Here is a 16485-nt window from a genome sequence, read left to right on the forward strand (position 1 = left end):
GTTTTGCTGTTGCTAAGGATACAATAGGGGCTGTTACTGGTTTTAGAGAGTGTTATGGAACAAAGTACTACACAAATATATAAACGGCTTGTTTCTTACGTTGGCGCTTATAAGTCGATTGCCATCGTCGCGATTATAGGAATGATAGGTTATTCAGGTATGGATGCATTATTCATTCAACTGATGAAGCCGTTTATCGATGAAGGTTTAAACGAGCGTAACAGCCAGGTACTTACTTATGCGCCATTTGTGGTTATTGCGCTGGTTATCGGGCGTGGCGTATTTAACTTTATGTCATCTTACTGTTTAAGCTATGTAGGCTCACAAGTCGTGAGGGCGCTGCGCCAAGAATTGTTTGAACACATTTTACATTTACCGGTGTCCTTTCACGATAAAAACTCAACCGGCGATTTGATTTCTAAAATTACCTTTGACACCGAGCAGGTTCAACAAGCAATCACCAAAGCACTGCTTATTGTTGTGCGTGAAGGCGCTTTTGTGGTGTTTTTACTCGCTGTGATGTTTTATACCAGTTGGCAGTTGTCGTTAATCTTTTTAGTTATTATCCCGCTTGTGGCTATAATAGTAGCTGTGGTGTCTAAACGCTTTCGTCATATCTCGAAAAATATTCAGTCAGCGATGGGACAAGTTACCCGTAGTTCAGAGCAAATGCTCAGTGGTCACAAAGTGATCCATGGCTTTGGTGGGCAAACACAAGAAATTGATCAATTTTCTAAAATTAATAATCATAACCGCCAACAACGTATCAAGATGGATGCGACTAAAGCGCTAAGTGTCTCTATTATTCAAATTTTGGCTGCTAGTGCTATGGCTGTTATTTTATGGGTTGTGTCGATGCCCTCTATGATAGACAGCATTAGCTCTGGGGACTTTGTCGTACTCATCTCATCGATGATGATGCTACTGCGCCCATTAAAGCAACTTGCCAATGTAAACAGTGACTTACAGCGAGGTATTTCAGCTGCTCAGAGTGTTTTTTTAGTGTTAGATGAAGAAATTGAAAAAGACACGGGTACCTTTTCGGTTGATAAGGTAAAAGGGCATATTGAGGTGAAAAATGTGACCTTTAAATACCCAACCAAGGATGAAGCCGTGCTTAACGATTTATCACTGAACATAAAAGCCGGTGAGAGTATTGCCCTTGTTGGCCGCTCTGGCTCGGGTAAATCGACTATTTCTAACTTGTTACCCCGATATTATGACTTAGAAGCGCCAAGCGAAATTTTACTCGATGGCATTGCTCTTAATGAATATAAGCTTACTGATCTTCGCCGTCAATTTGCGTTAGTGTCGCAACAAGTGGTGCTATTTAATGACACGATTGCCAATAATATTTGTTATGGTTTACAACGCGAAATCTCTATCGAAGAGCTTCATGACGTTGCAAAACAAGCCCATGTGTGGGAGTTTGTAAAAGACTTACCTGAGCAACTTAACACTATGGTTGGCGAGAATGGGGTAATGCTTTCAGGCGGGCAACGTCAACGTATTGCGATTGCCCGTGCTATTTTAAAAGACGCGCCTATTTTAATTTTAGATGAAGCGACCTCGGCCTTGGATACTGAGTCTGAAAAGCTTATCCAACATGCTCTTGATATATTAATGAAAGATAAAACCTCCATTGTTATCGCTCATAGGCTATCGACTATTGAAAATAGTGACCGTATCTATGTGATTGATAACGGTAAAGTGATAGAAAGTGGTACGCATACTGAATTACTGACTAACGATGGTACCTACTCAGCTCTTTGTAAAATGCAGTTTGGTGAGCAGGGGTGAGTAAAATAGAGCAAAGCTGGTACAAACCTTTTAGCTTAATTACCTTATTGTTATTACCACTGTCCGCTATTTTTGGCTGTGTTGCTCTAGTTCGCAAATACTGCTACGAAGTGGGTGTTTTTAAGCCATTTGTTAGTAATACTCCAGTAATTGTTGTTGGCAATATAAGTGTTGGCGGCAATGGTAAGACTCCATTTGTATTGTGGCTACATGATTACTTAACCGCTCAAGGCTTATCTGTTGGTTTAATTAGTCGCGGCTATGGTGGGCAAGCAGCCCATTACCCATTATTAGTAACTGCCAATACGACGACTTTAGAAGCAGGGGATGAGCCGGTACTTTTATTTAACCGTTTACAATGTCCGTTAGTTGTGGGGCCAAATAGACAGCAGAATATAGAAATGCTCAATCATCAGTTTCAGCTTGATGTAATTATTTCTGATGATGGCATGCAACACTACAAAATGGCACGCAGTATTGAATGTTGTATTGTTGATAGCGAAAGAAAATTTGGTAATGGTTTTTTAATGCCAGCAGGACCACTTCGCGAAACGGTTTCTCGTTTAAACAGTGTTGATTTAGTCATTGAAAATGGTTCTGAACATGAATTTAGCTATCGCTTGCAGCCATCAATTATTAAACGTGTTGCTGATAATACTGAGATAACAACGGCTATAGAAACAGCGCATGCTGTAAGTGCAATCGGTAACCCTCAGCGCTTTGAAGCATCATTAAAAGCACAAGGTATAGCGTTGTTATCAACACATCATTTTCGCGACCATTATGCTTATACCGCCAATGACTTTGCTCAATTTGGTGAGGACTGTGTATTAATGACAGAAAAAGATGCGGTTAAGTGTCGTGACTTTGCCAAGCCAAATTGGTATTACTTGCCGGTTGACGCTCAACCAACTGCAGCAGTAATAAACACATTAAATTTATTATTAAAAGAAAAAGGGATCCACCATGGCCTTTGATACAAAATTACTCGAAATTATTGCTTGCCCTGTGTGTAAAGGTAAGTTGCGCTTTGATAAAGAAAACCAAGAGCTGATCAGCACAGCAGCAAAACTAGCTTACCCGGTACGTGATGATATTCCGGTACTACTTGAAAATGAAGCCCGTGAATTGACTCTTGAAGAGGTAGAAAAGTGGAATTCGTAGTTGTTATCCCTGCGCGTTACGCTTCTACTCGTTTGCCAGGTAAACCACTCGCTGATATTTGTGGCAAACCAATGATACAGCATGTGTATGAAAAAGCCTGTTTGTCAGGAGCCAGCAAGGTGGTTATTGCTACCGACCATCAAAGAGTATTTGATGCTGCTAAACGTTTTACTAGTAATGTTTTGATGACGCGTGAAGATCACCAATCAGGCACAGAGCGCTTAGCCGAAGTAGTGGATTTACTTAATTTAGCCGATGACACTATCGTGGTAAATGTACAAGGTGATGAACCTTTGCTGTCGCCTGATAACGTATCACAAGTGGCAACATTATTAGCGCAATCAAGGGCACCAATGGCAACCTTAAGCGTTGCTATTGAAGAGCGTGATGAAGTGTTTAATCCTAATGCGGTTAAAGTTGTCAGTGATATCAATAAAAATGCTTTGTACTTTTCAAGAGCGAGTATCCCATTTGATAGAAGCGCCATGATGGCTGAGCAGCAACCACTTAATTTAGCGCCTTTTCAACGCCATGTGGGTATTTACGCGTATCGCGCAGGGTTTATAAAGCAATATATTGAATTAAGTGTTTCGCCATTAGAACTTCTTGAGTCGTTAGAGCAGTTACGTGTGCTATACCATGGTTATGCAATTAAAATAGAACAAGCTTTAGTGACCCCTCATGCAGGAGTAGATACACCAGAGGATTTAGCTAAAGTGGTTGCCCATATTCAAAGTAAAAGCGCGTGAATAAACCACAAACGCTTATATTAAAAGTGCAATATACGCATGATGATTTTTACATCATAAATAAACCGCATGGGCTTAATTTTCATTCTGAAGAAGGCCCCGGTTTTGTGGTACTAGCTGAGCAACAGTTAAACGAAAAATTATTTGCGGTACACCGTTTAGATAAAGCCACCTCTGGATTGATTATACTCGCGCGAAGCAAAGCGGCAGCAGCAGAATTTACGCAATTATTTACTCAGCATGCGATTAATAAGTTTTATCTAGCGGTTAGTGATACCAAGCCTAAAAAAAAGCAAGGCTGGGTTAAAGGTGATATGGCTAAGTCTCGCCGCGGCACGTATAAATTATTAAACTCACAGAGTAACCCCGCTATTACACGTTTTTATTCGTTTAGCTTTAAAAGCGGTTTTAGAGCTTACCTATTAAAACCCTATTCGGGAAAAACCCATCAGCTTAGGGTGGCATTAAAGAGTATAGGTGCCGCTATATTAGGCGATGCTAGTTATTCTGGGAGTGCCGCTGATCGCACCTATTTGCATGCATTTGCGCTGGACTTTGAGTGGGCTGGGGAACAAATACAACACACTCTGTTGCCAGAGTGTGGAGTGGAATATGCGCAATTAATAAAACATCAAGATTTTGATTCTTGGCAAACGCCTTGGAAATTGGATTGGTAAATGAGTGAACAAGTAACTGATATCCGCTTTGGTGGTATTAAACGACTATATGGTCAACAGCAATTTGAATGGTTACAACAGGCACATTTCTGTGTTGTTGGTATAGGTGGCGTTGGCAGCTGGACTGCAGAAGCATTAGCGCGCACCGGCGTGGGCAAAATTACTCTAATAGATTTAGATGATATATGCGCAACCAATGTTAATCGTCAAATTCATGCGTTAACAGGCACGATTGGGGAAGCAAAAGTGGATGCCATGAAGGCGCGCTGCGAGCTTATCAATCCTGAGTGTATAGTTAATGTTATTGACGATTTTATAACACTAGAAAATATTCAGCAGCATATTCAAGGTTTTGATTATGTTATTGACTGCATTGATGCGGTAAAAGAAAAAGCGGCGTTAATCGCGCACTGTAAGCGTAATAAAATGCCTATAATTACCACAGGCGGTGCAGGTGGGCAAACCGATCCGAGTCAAATTACATTTGGAGATGTGGCAAAAACGACTCAAGATCCATTGCTTGCAAAGGTGCGCTATATTTTGCGTAAGCAGTATAATTTCAGCTCTAATCCAAAACGTAAATTTAATATTGACTGTGTGTATTCAACAGAGCAGCTTGTTTATCCCGGTAGTGATGGCAGTGTGTGCCATGCGAAACAAAATGCAGATGGTAGTATGAATATGGATTGTAATAATGGCTTTGGTTCGGTGACGATGATCACCGGTAGTTTTGGTTTTTTTGTTGCCGCTAAAGCAGTAAGAAAATATTTAGATAAGCGTACACGCTTGAACATTTAATTACAGATTACACATCATATTGTTAAAAAAGCGCTTAACGCGCTTTTTGTTTAGCTAAAGTTTGTATTTTTTCCACCATAGCTTTTATCCCATTGCCGCGAGAAGCGCTTAAGTGGCTAATTAAGCCGAGCTTTTCAAATTCTTCATAGGCATTAACGCTTAATACCTCTTCAGGTGTCAAACCGTTATACAGCGCTAAAATTAACGCTAATAATCCTTTTACTATTCGCGTATCAGAATCACCAATTACAACCAACGCATTCTCGGTTAGGTCAAATTCAACAAACATCCATACTTTACTTTCACAGCCTTGGACTAGCGCATCATCTGTTTTTAGTATATCGGCTAACGGCGGTAGTGTTTTGCCAAGTAACATAATTTCACGATACTTCTGTTGCCAGCTTGTACTGTGTTCAATTTTTTTACTTACCAGTTGGTATGTGAGTGTCATTATTTATCCAATTTAGTCTAATAAAGCGATGCATTCTTTGAGTGCAGTAATAAAATGGTCTACATCTTTGGTCGTATTATAAAATGCAAAACTTGCTCTTAGTGAGCCATTTAGTTGCAAATGAGTCATTAATGGCTGCGTACAATGATGACCACTTCGCACTGCAACACCATAGCCGTCAAGTAAAGTTGCCAGATCGTACGGATGTTCATTTTTATAATTAAAGCACAATGTACCAATGTTCGATTTTAGGTCGCTATAGATGCAAATACCATCTATTTCCCTCAGTGCGTTTGCTGCATAAATAAACACCTGCTGTTCATATTGCTTTAATGTTTGCTGATCAAGTGCCATTAAATACTCAAGCGCCGCACCAAAGCCTAAAACACCGGCTATATTTGGCGTCCCAGCTTCAAATTTAGCGGGAGCGTCACGATAAGTGCTTTGCGTTAGGGTCACTTTTTCAATCATTTCACCGCCTGTTTGGTAAGGCGATAATGCATTAAGTGCGCTGTAGCGGCCATATAAACCGCCTAATCCAGTTGGCCCCAGCATTTTGTGAGCTGAAAACACGTAGAAATCACAATTAAGCTTGATTAAATTAGGTCTTAAATGAAGGGCGCCTTGTGCGCCGTCGACTAAAGTTAACGCATCTACTGCCTTCGCAGCGCTTATCAGCGGAGTTAAATCGGTAATATTGCCCAGCGCATTAGAGGCGTGAGTAATTGCAAGAAGTGCAGGTTTGGTGTGTTTAATCACGTCACAGCACTGTTTGATATCAAAAGTGGCATTGTCATTAAGTGGCAACGCTTTTAACGTTGCACCAGTGTATGCCGCGAGTTCTTGCCACGGCACAATATTCGCGTGATGCTCGATTGGGCTAATTAAAATGGTGTCGTCTGTTGTTAATGTATTTCTTAGGCCATGTGCAACTAAGTTAATCGCCTCAGTAGCGCCTTTAGTCCAGACAATTTCATTACCGCTTACCTGAAAGTAATCAGCAACGCGTTGACGTACTTGCTCATAAGCCGCTGTAGCTTGCTCACTCAGCGTATGACGACCGCGGTGAACATTTGCATTCTGTGAGGTGTAAAACTGTGTGGTGACGTCAATCACACATTGTGGCTTTTGTGTTGTTGCAGCTGAGTCTAAATAAACCAAAGGATTGCCATTGATTGTCTGATTTAGAGTAGGGAAATCATTACGGATTTTTTTAGGATCAAACGAGGACACAGACATAGGCTCATAAAGTTAATAAATTCGGGCAGGAATTGTAATCTGTTTAAGATAATTCTCAAGTAGCATGTAATAAAAAAGGCCGCAGAAGCGGCCTTTTAAAACTAACTTTAAAGCTTAGCGCTTGTCTGTAGCTTTATAATCACGTGTTGTTTCACCTGTGTAAAGCTGACGTGGACGGCTGATCTTGTGACCAGGCTGAGAAAGCATCTCGTCCCAGTGTGAGATCCAACCTACAGTACGTGCCATTGCAAAAATTACAGTGAACATACTTGTAGGAATACCAATCGCTTTTAAGATAATACCTGAGTAGAAATCTACATTAGGGTAAAGTTTCTTCTCAACAAAGTACGGGTCTTCAAGTGCAATTTGCTCAAGTTTCATTGCAATATCAAGCAATGGATCTTGAATATTAAGCTCTGCTAAAACTTCATGACATGTTTGACGCATTACTGTTGCGCGTGGGTCGAAGTTTTTGTAAACACGGTGACCAAAGCCCATAAGACGGAAAGGGTCCGCTTTATCTTTTGCTTTTGCTACATATTCGTCGATGCGATCAACTGAACCAATTTCTTCTAACATGTTTAAACATGCTTCGTTAGCGCCGCCGTGAGCAGGGCCCCAAAGTGATGCAATACCCGCAGCAATACATGCATAAGGGTTAGCACCAGAAGAACCAGCTAAACGAACAGTTGACGTTGAAGCATTCTGTTCGTGGTCAGCATGAAGCATAAAGATTTTATCCATTGCTTTAGCTGTTACTGGGTTCACTTTGTATTCTTCAGCAGGTACAGAGAACATCATGTGTAAGAAGTTTTCTGCATAGCTTAAATCATTGCGTGGATATACAAACGGTTGACCGATGTTTGTTTTGTATGCCATTGCCGCAATTGTTGGTAATTTAGCAACTAATTTAATAGCGCTTGTCTTACGTTGAACTGCATCAGTGATATCAAGATCTTCATGGTAAAAAGAAGATAATGCACCAACCACACCACATAGCATTGCCATTGGGTGTGCATCAAAACGGAAACCTTGGAAGAAGTTTGCGATTTTTTCATCTAGCATTGTGCTACGAGTGATTTTTGTAGCAAAATCATCGTATTGCTCTTTAGTTGGTAACTCACCGTTTAATAGTAAGTAACATAACTCAACGTAGTTAGAGCTCTCTGCTAACTGCTCGATCGGGTAACCACGGTGTAATAAAACACCTTTACCACCATCGATGTAAGTGATGGTAGATTCACAAGAACCAGTCGACATGAAACCTGGGTCATAAGTAAAGTGACCATGTGAGCCGAGTGTACGTACATCAATTACATCTTGGCCAGCAGTACCTTGATAAATTGGAAGTTCGATTGGATCTAGCCCATCAATATGGACTGTGGCTTTCTTATCTGCCATCTATGTATCTCCTATTAAGATAACTATTCTGATTTTTATATTCTAAAATCTATTCTAAGCACATCTTTACATTTTAACGTGAAAGAGGGGTATAAAGTCAATTTTTATAAGTATTATGCACATATGTATAATAAATATTCGGTATAGATTGAATATTATACCATTGGCTAATTCGCAAACGACTCAAAGTAAACAAGAATTGTAAAAGAGTCTCCGGCTATATATACTAACGGAGGTTTTTAACCGATTTGTATTTGGGTAAACTTTTTTTTACATAATATTTTTCATAAAAAGTGAACTTTATTAGTATTAATACGTTTATTTTGATAGTTCCACCAGAAACATTTGGTGGGTTTTAGAAAAACAAGTAGATGAGCCCCACTGCGGGCAAGATGGGCAAGTAACTGTGAAAAAGCAAAGACCTGTAAATCTAGATCTAACAACTATATCTATGCCGGCAACGGCTAAAGCTTCAATTTTTCACCGCGTCACCGGTGTTGCATTATTTTTTGCTTTAACGTTTGTCATTTGGGCTTGGTCAGAGTCTCTTTCTTCAGCTGAAGGTTTTGAATTCGTCAAGGGTCTGTTTAACGGATTCATTGCCAAATTTATAGCTTGGGGCACCCTTTCTGTATTGGGTTATCACCTTATCGGTGGTATCCGTCACATCATTATGGATATGGGGCATTGGGAAGAACTTGAATCAGGCAACACTAGCGCTAAAATTGCAATGGCACTTGGCGTTGTGTTTGCTGTATTGGCAGGGGTGTGGATATGGTCTTAAATCAAGCAACTCTTAAACGTGATGGCGTACAAGATTTTGTATCTCTACGCACAACGGCATTAATAATCAGTGCATATGCAATTTTTATTATTGGCTATTTTTTAGCAATGCCAGAAGTCACATATGACGCCTGGACAGGCCTATTCTCTAACCTAGCAATGAAAGGGGCGACATTAATCACCCTAGTTTGCATTATGGTTCATACCCGTATCGGCCTTTGGCAGGTTCTAACCGACTATGTAAAGGACGCTAAATTGCGTGCTTTCTTAGGCTTTGTACTAAACCTAATGGCTGTCGCTTACGTAGCTGTAGGTTTAATCGTTTTATGGGGTGTTTAAGTGAAATATTCTGTTCGTGAATTTGACGCCGTAGTAATTGGTGCCGGTGGTGCAGGTATGCGCGCTGCTCTTGCTATTACTGAATCTGGCAAAACATGTGCACTAATCTCTAAAGTTTTTCCGACACGCTCACACACTGTATCTGCTCAAGGTGGTATTACAGTAGCGCTAGGTAATTCGCATGAAGATAACTGGGAATGGCATATGTATGATACCGTTAAAGGTTCCGATTTTATCGGTGACCAAGACGCTATCGAATACATGTGTAATACAGGCCCAGAAGCTATTACTGAATTAGAAAACATGGGCTTACCATTTTCTCGTTTTGAAAATGGCCGTGTTTACCAACGTCCTTTCGGTGGTCAATCGAAAAACTTTGGTGGTGAACAAGCTGCACGTACCGCAGCAGCTGCTGACCGTACTGGTCACGCATTATTACACCTTCTTTATCAACAAAACGTTAAAAATAAAACAAATGTATTTTCTGAATGGTATGCACTTGATTTAGTTAAAAACGATAATGGCGATGTAGTAGGTTGTACAGCGATTGAAATTGAAACAGGTGAAATCACTTTCTTCAAATCAAAAGCAGTTGTGTTAGCTACCGGTGGTGCAGGTCGTATCTTCGCATCAACAACTAATGCTCACATTAACACTGGTGACGGTGTTGGTATGGCGACTCGTGCTGGTATTTCTATGCAAGACATGGAAATGTGGCAATTCCATCCGACAGGTATTGCAGGTGCTGGTACGCTAGTAACTGAAGGTTGTCGTGGTGAAGGTGGTTATCTTTTAAATAAAGATGGCGAACGCTTCATGGAACGCTATGCACCAAACGCTAAAGATTTAGCATCTCGTGACGTTGTTGCCCGTTCAATGATGACAGAGATTCGTGAAGGTCGTGGTTGTGATGGTCCTTGGGGTCCTCACCTTAAGTTGAAACTTGACCACTTAGGCGAAGAAACGCTTAACTTACGTCTTCCAGGTGTATGCGACCTTGCTAAAACATTTGCTCACGTTGATCCTGCAAAAGAACCAATTCCAGTTATCCCAACATGTCACTACATGATGGGTGGTGTGCCAACTAACGTAAATGGTCAAGTACTTAATATCGATGCCGCTGGTAACGAAAAAGTAGTACAAGGTTTATTTGCTGTTGGTGAGATTGCATGTGTATCTGTTCACGGTGCTAACCGCTTAGGTGGTAACTCATTACTTGATTTAGTTGTATTTGGCCGTGCTGCTGGTAATTTCTTAGGTAAATACCTAAATGACGTTGAAATTTCTAAAGCGGCTTCTGAGTCTGATTTAGAAGCGTCTTTAGCTCGCTTTAATCGTTGGGAAAGCTCAACAGTTGGTCAAGGCGAAGACCCAGTACAAATCAAGAAAGACCTACAACAGTGTATGCAGCTTAACTTCTCGGTATTCCGTGAAGGTGACTCAATGGCAACTGGTCTTACTGAGCTTAAAGAAATTCGTGAACGCTTACAGCATGCACGTCTTGATGATAAATCATCAGACTTCAACACCATGCGTATTGAATGTTTAGAATTAGACAACTTAATGGAAACAGCTTACTCAACTGCAGTAGCTGCAAACTTCCGTACTGAAAGCCGTGGTGCACACTCTCGCTTTGACTTCCCAGATCGTGATGACGAAAACTGGTTATGTCACTCAGTATTTAATCCGGTAACGGATGAAATGAGCAAGCGTAAAGTAAACTACGAGCCTAAGCTACGTGAAGCATTCCCACCTAAAGCACGTACCTACTAGGAGCGAGACGATGGCACAAGTACAATTTTCAGTTTATCGTTACAATCCGGATGTTGACAACGCACCTCGTATGCAAGAATACACTTTGCAAACTGAGGAAGGCCAAGACATGATGGTATTGGATGCACTTTTATTATTAAAAGAGCAAGATCCTACATTATCATTCCGTCGTTCATGCCGTGAAGGCGTGTGTGGTTCAGACGGTGTAAACATGAATGGTAAGAACGGCTTAGCATGTATTACTCCTTTATCTACGCTACAAAAAAATGGCAAAGGTAAAATCGTAGTACGTCCATTACCGGGACTTCCTGTTGTTCGTGACCTTGTTATTGACATGAGTCAGTTCTACACTCAATACGAAAAAGTAAAACCGTATCTAATAAATGACGAGCCTGCTGCAGGCGAACGTCTTCAATCTATTGAAGAGCGTGATAAATTAGATGGGCTTTATGAGTGTATTTTATGTGCATGTTGTTCTACATCGTGTCCTTCTTTCTGGTGGAATCCAGATAAGTTTATAGGTCCAGCAGGCCTTCTTCATGCTTACCGTTTCTTAGCTGATAGCCGAGATACTGCAACAGAAGAGCGTTTAGCTGACTTAGACGATGCATTCAGTGTGTTCCGTTGCCACAGTATCATGAACTGTGTTAGCGTTTGTCCTAAGGGTCTTAACCCGACTAAAGCAATTGGGCAAATAAAATCTATGTTATTAAACCGCTCGGTTTAATTTCTAGTAGACGAAAGATGGCTAATATTTATTAGCCATCTTGTTATATAACTATTAATTTCTGCGCTAAAAAAAAGGGCTTATAAATGCACGAAGGTGTGATGAAGGCATGGCTAGAATCTTCACATTTAAACGGCGGTAACGTTGCTTATGTTGAAGAGCTTTATGAAGCGTATTTAGACGATGCGACTTCGGTGCCAGAAGAATGGCGAGAAGTGTTCGAACAATTACCAAAAGTTGATGGTGTGGATGTTGAAGTAAAACATTCAGAAGTTCGTTCACAATTTGCGGCGCTTGCTAAAAACAAGCATAGAGAAGTAGTGGTAGCAGAGGGCAGTGGCGGCGACCTTAAACAGGTTAAAGTTCTGCAACTTATTAATGCTTTCCGTTTTCGTGGACACCAAAATGCAAACCTAGATCCACTAGGTATTTGGCAACGAGAACGTGTACGAGATTTAGAGCTAGAATACCACGACTTATCAAATGCTGACTTTGACCGCGAATTTAACGTAGGATCGTTTGCCGTAGGCCGCGATACTATGCCTTTAGGTGAGTTATACCAAGCACTAAAAACTACTTATTGTGGTTCTATTGGCGCAGAGTATATGCACATCACATCAACAGAAGAAAAACGTTGGTTACAACAGCGTTTAGAGTCTGTTCAGTCTAGGCCAAAATTCGATAAAAATGAAAAGCTACGTATCCTTAAAGGATTGACAGCGGCTGATGGTCTTGAAAAATATTTAGGGGCTAAGTTCCCGGGTGCTAAGCGTTTCTCACTTGAAGGTGGCGATGCGTTAGTTCCTATGCTTAAAGAGCTTATACACCGCGCGGGTGAAAGTGGCCAAAAAGAAGCCGTAATCGGCATGGCTCACCGCGGACGCTTGAACGTACTTGTGAATGTACTTGGTAAAAATCCATCAGAATTATTTGATGAATTTGCTGGTAAACACAAAGATACTTTAAGCTCTGGTGATGTTAAGTATCACATGGGTTACTCTTCAGATTTCGCGACCAAAGGTGGCAATGTGCATATGGCACTTGCGTTTAACCCATCGCACTTAGAAATCGTTAATCCTGTGGTTATGGGGTCTGTGCGCGCACGTCTTGATCGTCTAAACGACAAAACTGGCAGCAAAGCACTTCCTATTACTATTCACGGCGACTCTGCAATCGCAGGTCAGGGTGTAGTACAAGAAACGTTTAACTTATCACAAACTAATGCATTTAGTTGTGGTGGTAGCATTCGTATTGTTGTTAATAACCAAGTTGGTTTTACAACAAGCAAGCAAGACGATGTTCGCTCTACTGATTACTGTACTGATATTGCAAAAATGGTTCAATCACCAATCTTCCACGTAAACTCTGATGATCCTGAAGCGGTTGCGTTTGTTACGCAGTTAGCGCTTGATTTTAGAAACCAGTTTAAACGTGACGTTGTGATTGACCTTGTTTGTTACCGTCGCCATGGTCATAACGAAGCTGATGAGCCTAATGCTACACAGCCTGTTATGTATCAAAAGATTAAAAAACATCCAGTCCCTCGCTTAATTTATGCAGATCAGTTAATTTCGGAAGGTTCTTTCTCAGAAAACGAAGTGAAAGCACTTGCTGATGATTATCGTAATGGCTTAGATGATGGCAACTGTGTAGTTGAAGAAATTCAACCAGAAACGTCACATTCTTCTGATTGGGCTAAATACGTTGGCCATGATTGGAATGTTGACTACGACGCGAGCGTTTCTGTAGAGAAACTTAAAGAGCTTGGTAACATTGTCGCAAGCTACCCTGAAGACCACAAAGCGCAATCTCGTGTTAAGAAAATATACGATGATCGTAAAGCTATGGCTGCCGGTGAAAAAGCACTTGATTGGGGTATGGCAGAGACTTTAGCGTACGCAACTATTGCAGCTGAAGGCACTGACATTCGCCTAACAGGTCAAGACTCTGGCCGTGGTACCTTCTTCCATCGCCATGCTGTTGTTCACGGTCAACAAGACGGTGCAACGTACTTACCACTGCAAAACATTAGTGAAGATCAAGGTACGTTTGAAGTATTTGATTCGGTGCTATCTGAAGAAGCGGTATTAGCGTTTGAATATGGTTATGCAACAGCAGAGCCGACTTCACTTGTTTTATGGGAAGCGCAATTTGGTGATTTCGCCAATGGTGCACAAGTTGTTTTTGACCAATTCTTAAGTTCAGGTGAGCAAAAGTGGGGTCGTTTATGTGGCCTGACATGTTTGCTACCACATGGCTATGAAGGCCAAGGTCCTGAGCATAGCTCTGCACGTCTTGAGCGCTTTTTGCAGCTGTGTGCTGATCATAATATGCAAGTATGTGTACCATCTACACCGGCACAAGTTTATGCAATGCTTCGTCGTCAATCGGTTAGACCTCTTCGTCGCCCATTGATTGTTATGACGCCAAAATCATTGCTTCGTCACCCATTAGCTACATCATCGCTTGAAGAACTATCAGAGGGCGTATTCCACAATGTGATCGATGAAATTGATGATATTGATGCTAAGAAAGTAGAACGTGTTGTATTTTGTAGTGGTAAAGTTTACTACGAATTATTACAAGAGCGTCGTAAACTTGAGCAAGACAACATTGCTATTGTTCGTGTTGAACAGCTATACCCGTTCCCACATGACGAAATGAAGACGATTATTGAACGTTATCAGCATGTTACTGATTTTGTATGGTGTCAGGAAGAGCCGCAAAACCAAGGTGCTTGGTATTGTTCTCAACATCACTTTATTGATGCAATTCCACAAGATGCAAAATTAAAATATGCTGGTCGTAAAGCTTCAGCATCACCTGCATGTGGTTATATGTCAGTACATACTAAAGAACAACAAGCGCTCGTTGCCGACGCGCTTACTATAGAAAAGAAAGGATAAGCAATGAGCACAGAGATTAAAGTTCCTGTTCTTCCTGAGTCGGTTGCAGATGCTTCCGTTGCTACATGGCATGTAAGTGTTGGCGACAAAGTAAGCCGTGACCAAAACTTAGTAGATATTGAAACAGACAAAGTGGTTTTAGAAGTGGTTGCACAAAACGATGGTGTAATCACTGAAATTTCACAAGAAGAAGGTGCTACGGTACTTGGCGACCAAGTGATCGGTTTAATTGGCGATGCAGATGAAGCACCGGCAACTAAAGAGTCAAAAGAAGATGACTCAGCATCAGATAAATCAGAAGACGCGCCTGCGGCGCAATCAGCACCAGCATCAGAAGGTAAAGAAGTGGATATTAAAGTACCTGTACTTCCAGAATCAGTTGCAGATGCAACAATTGCTACTTGGCATGTTCAACCAGGTGACGCGGTAACACGTGACCAAAACTTGGTAGATATTGAAACAGATAAAGTTGTACTTGAAGTTGTTGCCCAAGAAGACGGCGTTATGGGTGAAATAATCCATGACGAAGGCGATACCGTTCTTGGTGAGCAAGTAATTGGTAAGGTAAAAGCAGGCGCTGCACCAGCTAAATCTGAAGCTAAAGCGGATGCACCAGCAGCCAAAGAAGAAAGCTCAAGCGATAGTTCAGATGTGCTAACGCCATCAGTGCGTCGTTTAATTGCTGAGAAAGGCCTTGATGCTTCAAAAATCAAAGGTTCAGGTAAAAATGGCCGTGTGACTAAAGAAGATGTTGATCAATTCTTAAAAGCACCTCCTCCAGCAGCAAAAGCAGAAGCAGCACCAGCAGCACCAATGGGGGATCGTACTCAAAAACGTGTGCCTATGACACGTTTACGTAAAACGATTGCTAATCGTCTTCTTGAAGCGAAAAATTCAACTGCAATGTTAACCACGTTTAACGAAGTTAATATGAAGCCAATTATGGATCTTCGTAAGCAGTACCAAGAAGTATTTGAAAAGCGTCACGGTATCCGTTTAGGTTTCATGTCTTTCTACGTTAAAGCGGTAACTGAAGCGTTAAAGCGTTTCCCAGATGTAAATGCATCAATTGATGGCGATGATATTGTTTATCACAACTATTTCGACATCAGTATTGCTGTTTCTACGCCACGTGGCCTAGTAACGCCAGTACTTAAAGATTGTGACAAATTATCAGTTGCAGAAATCGAAAAAGGTATTCGTGAACTAGCTCTTAAAGGTCGTGATGGCAAGCTAACACTTGACGACATGACTGGCGGTAATTTCACTATTACTAACGGTGGTGTATTCGGCTCATTACTATCAACACCAATCATTAACTTACCGCAGTCTTCAATCTTAGGTATGCACAAAATCCAAGATCGTCCAATGGCTGTTAATGGTAAAGTTGAAATCTTACCTATGATGTATTTAGCGTTATCTTACGATCATCGCCAAATCGATGGTAAAGAATCAGTTGGTTTCTTAGTAACAATTAAAGAGTTACTTGAAGATCCAACACGTTTACTGCTAGATGTTTAATTAAGTAGTATGAAATATAAGCTGTGAGTTAAAATCACAGCTTTTTTTTTGCGCCTAAGGTCATACTGGGGTTTTCATGTAGCGCCATGAGATCTATACTAGGCACGCAATTTGGGATAGTTGTTTATTTGCATAAATATTCAGCTCTTTTAATATA

15 protein-coding genes are annotated in these 16485 nt (G+C 41.0%); 12 read left to right on the top strand and 3 right to left on the bottom strand.

Annotation, left to right across the window (positions count from 1 at the left end):
• The first annotated feature begins 54 nt into the window (after nucleotides 1-54).
• From msbA to tcdA, 6 genes are read left to right on the top strand one after another with little or no spacing between them, the layout of a single operon-like run.
• Nucleotides 55-1800 (top strand): lipid A export permease/ATP-binding protein MsbA, encoded by a 1746-nt coding sequence (gene msbA / locus PUND_RS09355; RefSeq protein WP_041709516.1) that lies wholly within the window; start codon nucleotides 55-57, stop codon nucleotides 1798-1800.
• Nucleotides 1797-2777, top strand: coding sequence for a tetraacyldisaccharide 4'-kinase (lpxK, locus tag PUND_RS09360; RefSeq protein WP_010390134.1), 981 nt, complete (start codon nucleotides 1797-1799; stop codon nucleotides 2775-2777). Before msbA ends, lpxK begins: the two co-directional genes overlap by 4 nt.
• Nucleotides 2767-2964 carry a Trm112 family protein gene (locus tag PUND_RS09365; protein ID WP_010390133.1) on the top strand — a complete coding sequence of 66 codons (198 nt, stop codon included), beginning with the start codon at nucleotides 2767-2769 and terminating at the stop codon, nucleotides 2962-2964. Before lpxK ends, PUND_RS09365 begins: the two co-directional genes overlap by 11 nt.
• The gene (gene kdsB, locus PUND_RS09370) at nucleotides 2952-3713 is read left to right on the top strand and encodes a 3-deoxy-manno-octulosonate cytidylyltransferase (protein ID WP_010390132.1); all 762 of its coding nucleotides are present in this window, start codon (nucleotides 2952-2954) and stop codon (nucleotides 3711-3713) included. Before PUND_RS09365 ends, kdsB begins: the two co-directional genes overlap by 13 nt.
• Nucleotides 3710-4390, top strand: coding sequence for a TIGR01621 family pseudouridine synthase (locus tag PUND_RS09375; RefSeq protein WP_010390131.1), 681 nt, complete (start codon nucleotides 3710-3712; stop codon nucleotides 4388-4390). The genes kdsB and PUND_RS09375 overlap by 4 nt, the downstream gene beginning before the upstream one ends.
• Nucleotides 4391-5188, top strand: coding sequence for a tRNA cyclic N6-threonylcarbamoyladenosine(37) synthase TcdA (tcdA, locus tag PUND_RS09380; protein ID WP_010390130.1), 798 nt, complete (start codon nucleotides 4391-4393; stop codon nucleotides 5186-5188). It abuts the gene before it with no gap.
• A 34-nt stretch (nucleotides 5189-5222) separates the two neighbouring features.
• Here tcdA and PUND_RS09385 read toward each other — a convergent pair whose 3' ends face one another.
• From PUND_RS09385 to PUND_RS09395, 3 genes are all read right to left on the bottom strand, one after another.
• On the bottom strand, nucleotides 5223-5639 hold the full coding sequence (locus tag PUND_RS09385; protein ID WP_010390129.1) for a SufE family protein: 417 nt from the start codon (nucleotides 5637-5639) through the stop codon (nucleotides 5223-5225).
• Between the two features lie 12 nt (nucleotides 5640-5651).
• Nucleotides 5652-6878 (bottom strand): aminotransferase class V-fold PLP-dependent enzyme, encoded by a 1227-nt coding sequence (locus PUND_RS09390; RefSeq protein ID WP_041709513.1) that lies wholly within the window; start codon nucleotides 6876-6878, stop codon nucleotides 5652-5654.
• A gap of 114 nt (nucleotides 6879-6992) precedes the next feature.
• Complete coding sequence (locus PUND_RS09395) at nucleotides 6993-8279, bottom strand: citrate synthase (protein WP_010390127.1); 1287 nt, start codon at nucleotides 8277-8279, stop codon at nucleotides 6993-6995.
• Nucleotides 8280-8685: 406 nt separating this feature from the next.
• Here PUND_RS09395 and sdhC point away from each other — a divergent pair, with 406 nt between their 5' ends.
• The 6 genes from sdhC (at nucleotide 8686) to odhB (ending at nucleotide 16328) form a co-directional block, all read left to right on the top strand.
• Nucleotides 8686-9063, top strand: coding sequence for a succinate dehydrogenase, cytochrome b556 subunit (sdhC, locus tag PUND_RS09400; RefSeq protein ID WP_010390126.1), 378 nt, complete (start codon nucleotides 8686-8688; stop codon nucleotides 9061-9063).
• Nucleotides 9054-9401 (top strand): succinate dehydrogenase, hydrophobic membrane anchor protein, encoded by a 348-nt coding sequence (gene sdhD, locus PUND_RS09405; protein ID WP_010390124.1) that lies wholly within the window; start codon nucleotides 9054-9056, stop codon nucleotides 9399-9401. The genes sdhC and sdhD overlap by 10 nt, the downstream gene beginning before the upstream one ends.
• Nucleotides 9402-11174, top strand: coding sequence for a succinate dehydrogenase flavoprotein subunit (gene sdhA / locus PUND_RS09410; RefSeq protein WP_008112088.1), 1773 nt, complete (start codon nucleotides 9402-9404; stop codon nucleotides 11172-11174). It begins immediately after the preceding gene.
• Between the two features lie 10 nt (nucleotides 11175-11184).
• Entirely contained in the window at nucleotides 11185-11901 is a 717-nt protein-coding gene (locus PUND_RS09415; protein ID WP_010390121.1) for a succinate dehydrogenase iron-sulfur subunit, read from the top strand.
• Nucleotides 11902-11987: 86 nt separating this feature from the next.
• The gene (gene sucA, locus PUND_RS09420) at nucleotides 11988-14807 is read left to right on the top strand and encodes a 2-oxoglutarate dehydrogenase E1 component (protein WP_010390120.1); all 2820 of its coding nucleotides are present in this window, start codon (nucleotides 11988-11990) and stop codon (nucleotides 14805-14807) included.
• Nucleotides 14808-14810: 3 nt separating this feature from the next.
• The gene (odhB, locus tag PUND_RS09425) at nucleotides 14811-16328 is read left to right on the top strand and encodes a 2-oxoglutarate dehydrogenase complex dihydrolipoyllysine-residue succinyltransferase (protein WP_010390119.1); all 1518 of its coding nucleotides are present in this window, start codon (nucleotides 14811-14813) and stop codon (nucleotides 16326-16328) included.
• Nucleotides 16329-16485: the final 157 nt, after the last annotated feature.

It is taken from the genome of Pseudoalteromonas undina, from assembly GCF_000238275.3.
Classification (GTDB): Bacteria; Pseudomonadota; Gammaproteobacteria; order Enterobacterales; family Alteromonadaceae; genus Pseudoalteromonas; species Pseudoalteromonas undina.

Excerpts from the sequence above, each read along its gene's own strand:
- PUND_RS09390 (WP_041709513.1), bottom strand. The coding sequence starts at position 6,878 with ATGTCTGTGTCCTCGTTTGATCCTAAAAAAATCCGTAATGATTTCCCT.
- PUND_RS09365 (WP_010390133.1), top strand. The coding sequence starts at position 2,767 with ATGGCCTTTGATACAAAATTACTCGAAATTATTGCTTGCCCTGTGTGT.
- PUND_RS09395 (WP_010390127.1), bottom strand. The coding sequence starts at position 8,279 with ATGGCAGATAAGAAAGCCACAGTCCATATTGATGGGCTAGATCCAATC.
- PUND_RS09385 (WP_010390129.1), bottom strand. The coding sequence starts at position 5,639 with ATGACACTCACATACCAACTGGTAAGTAAAAAAATTGAACACAGTACA.
- odhB (WP_010390119.1), top strand. The coding sequence starts at position 14,811 with ATGAGCACAGAGATTAAAGTTCCTGTTCTTCCTGAGTCGGTTGCAGAT.
- sucA (WP_010390120.1), top strand. The coding sequence starts at position 11,988 with ATGCACGAAGGTGTGATGAAGGCATGGCTAGAATCTTCACATTTAAAC.
- PUND_RS09415 (WP_010390121.1), top strand. The coding sequence starts at position 11,185 with ATGGCACAAGTACAATTTTCAGTTTATCGTTACAATCCGGATGTTGAC.
- tcdA (WP_010390130.1), top strand. The coding sequence starts at position 4,391 with ATGAGTGAACAAGTAACTGATATCCGCTTTGGTGGTATTAAACGACTA.
- sdhD (WP_010390124.1), top strand. The coding sequence starts at position 9,054 with ATGGTCTTAAATCAAGCAACTCTTAAACGTGATGGCGTACAAGATTTT.
- msbA (WP_041709516.1), top strand. The coding sequence starts at position 55 with ATGGAACAAAGTACTACACAAATATATAAACGGCTTGTTTCTTACGTT.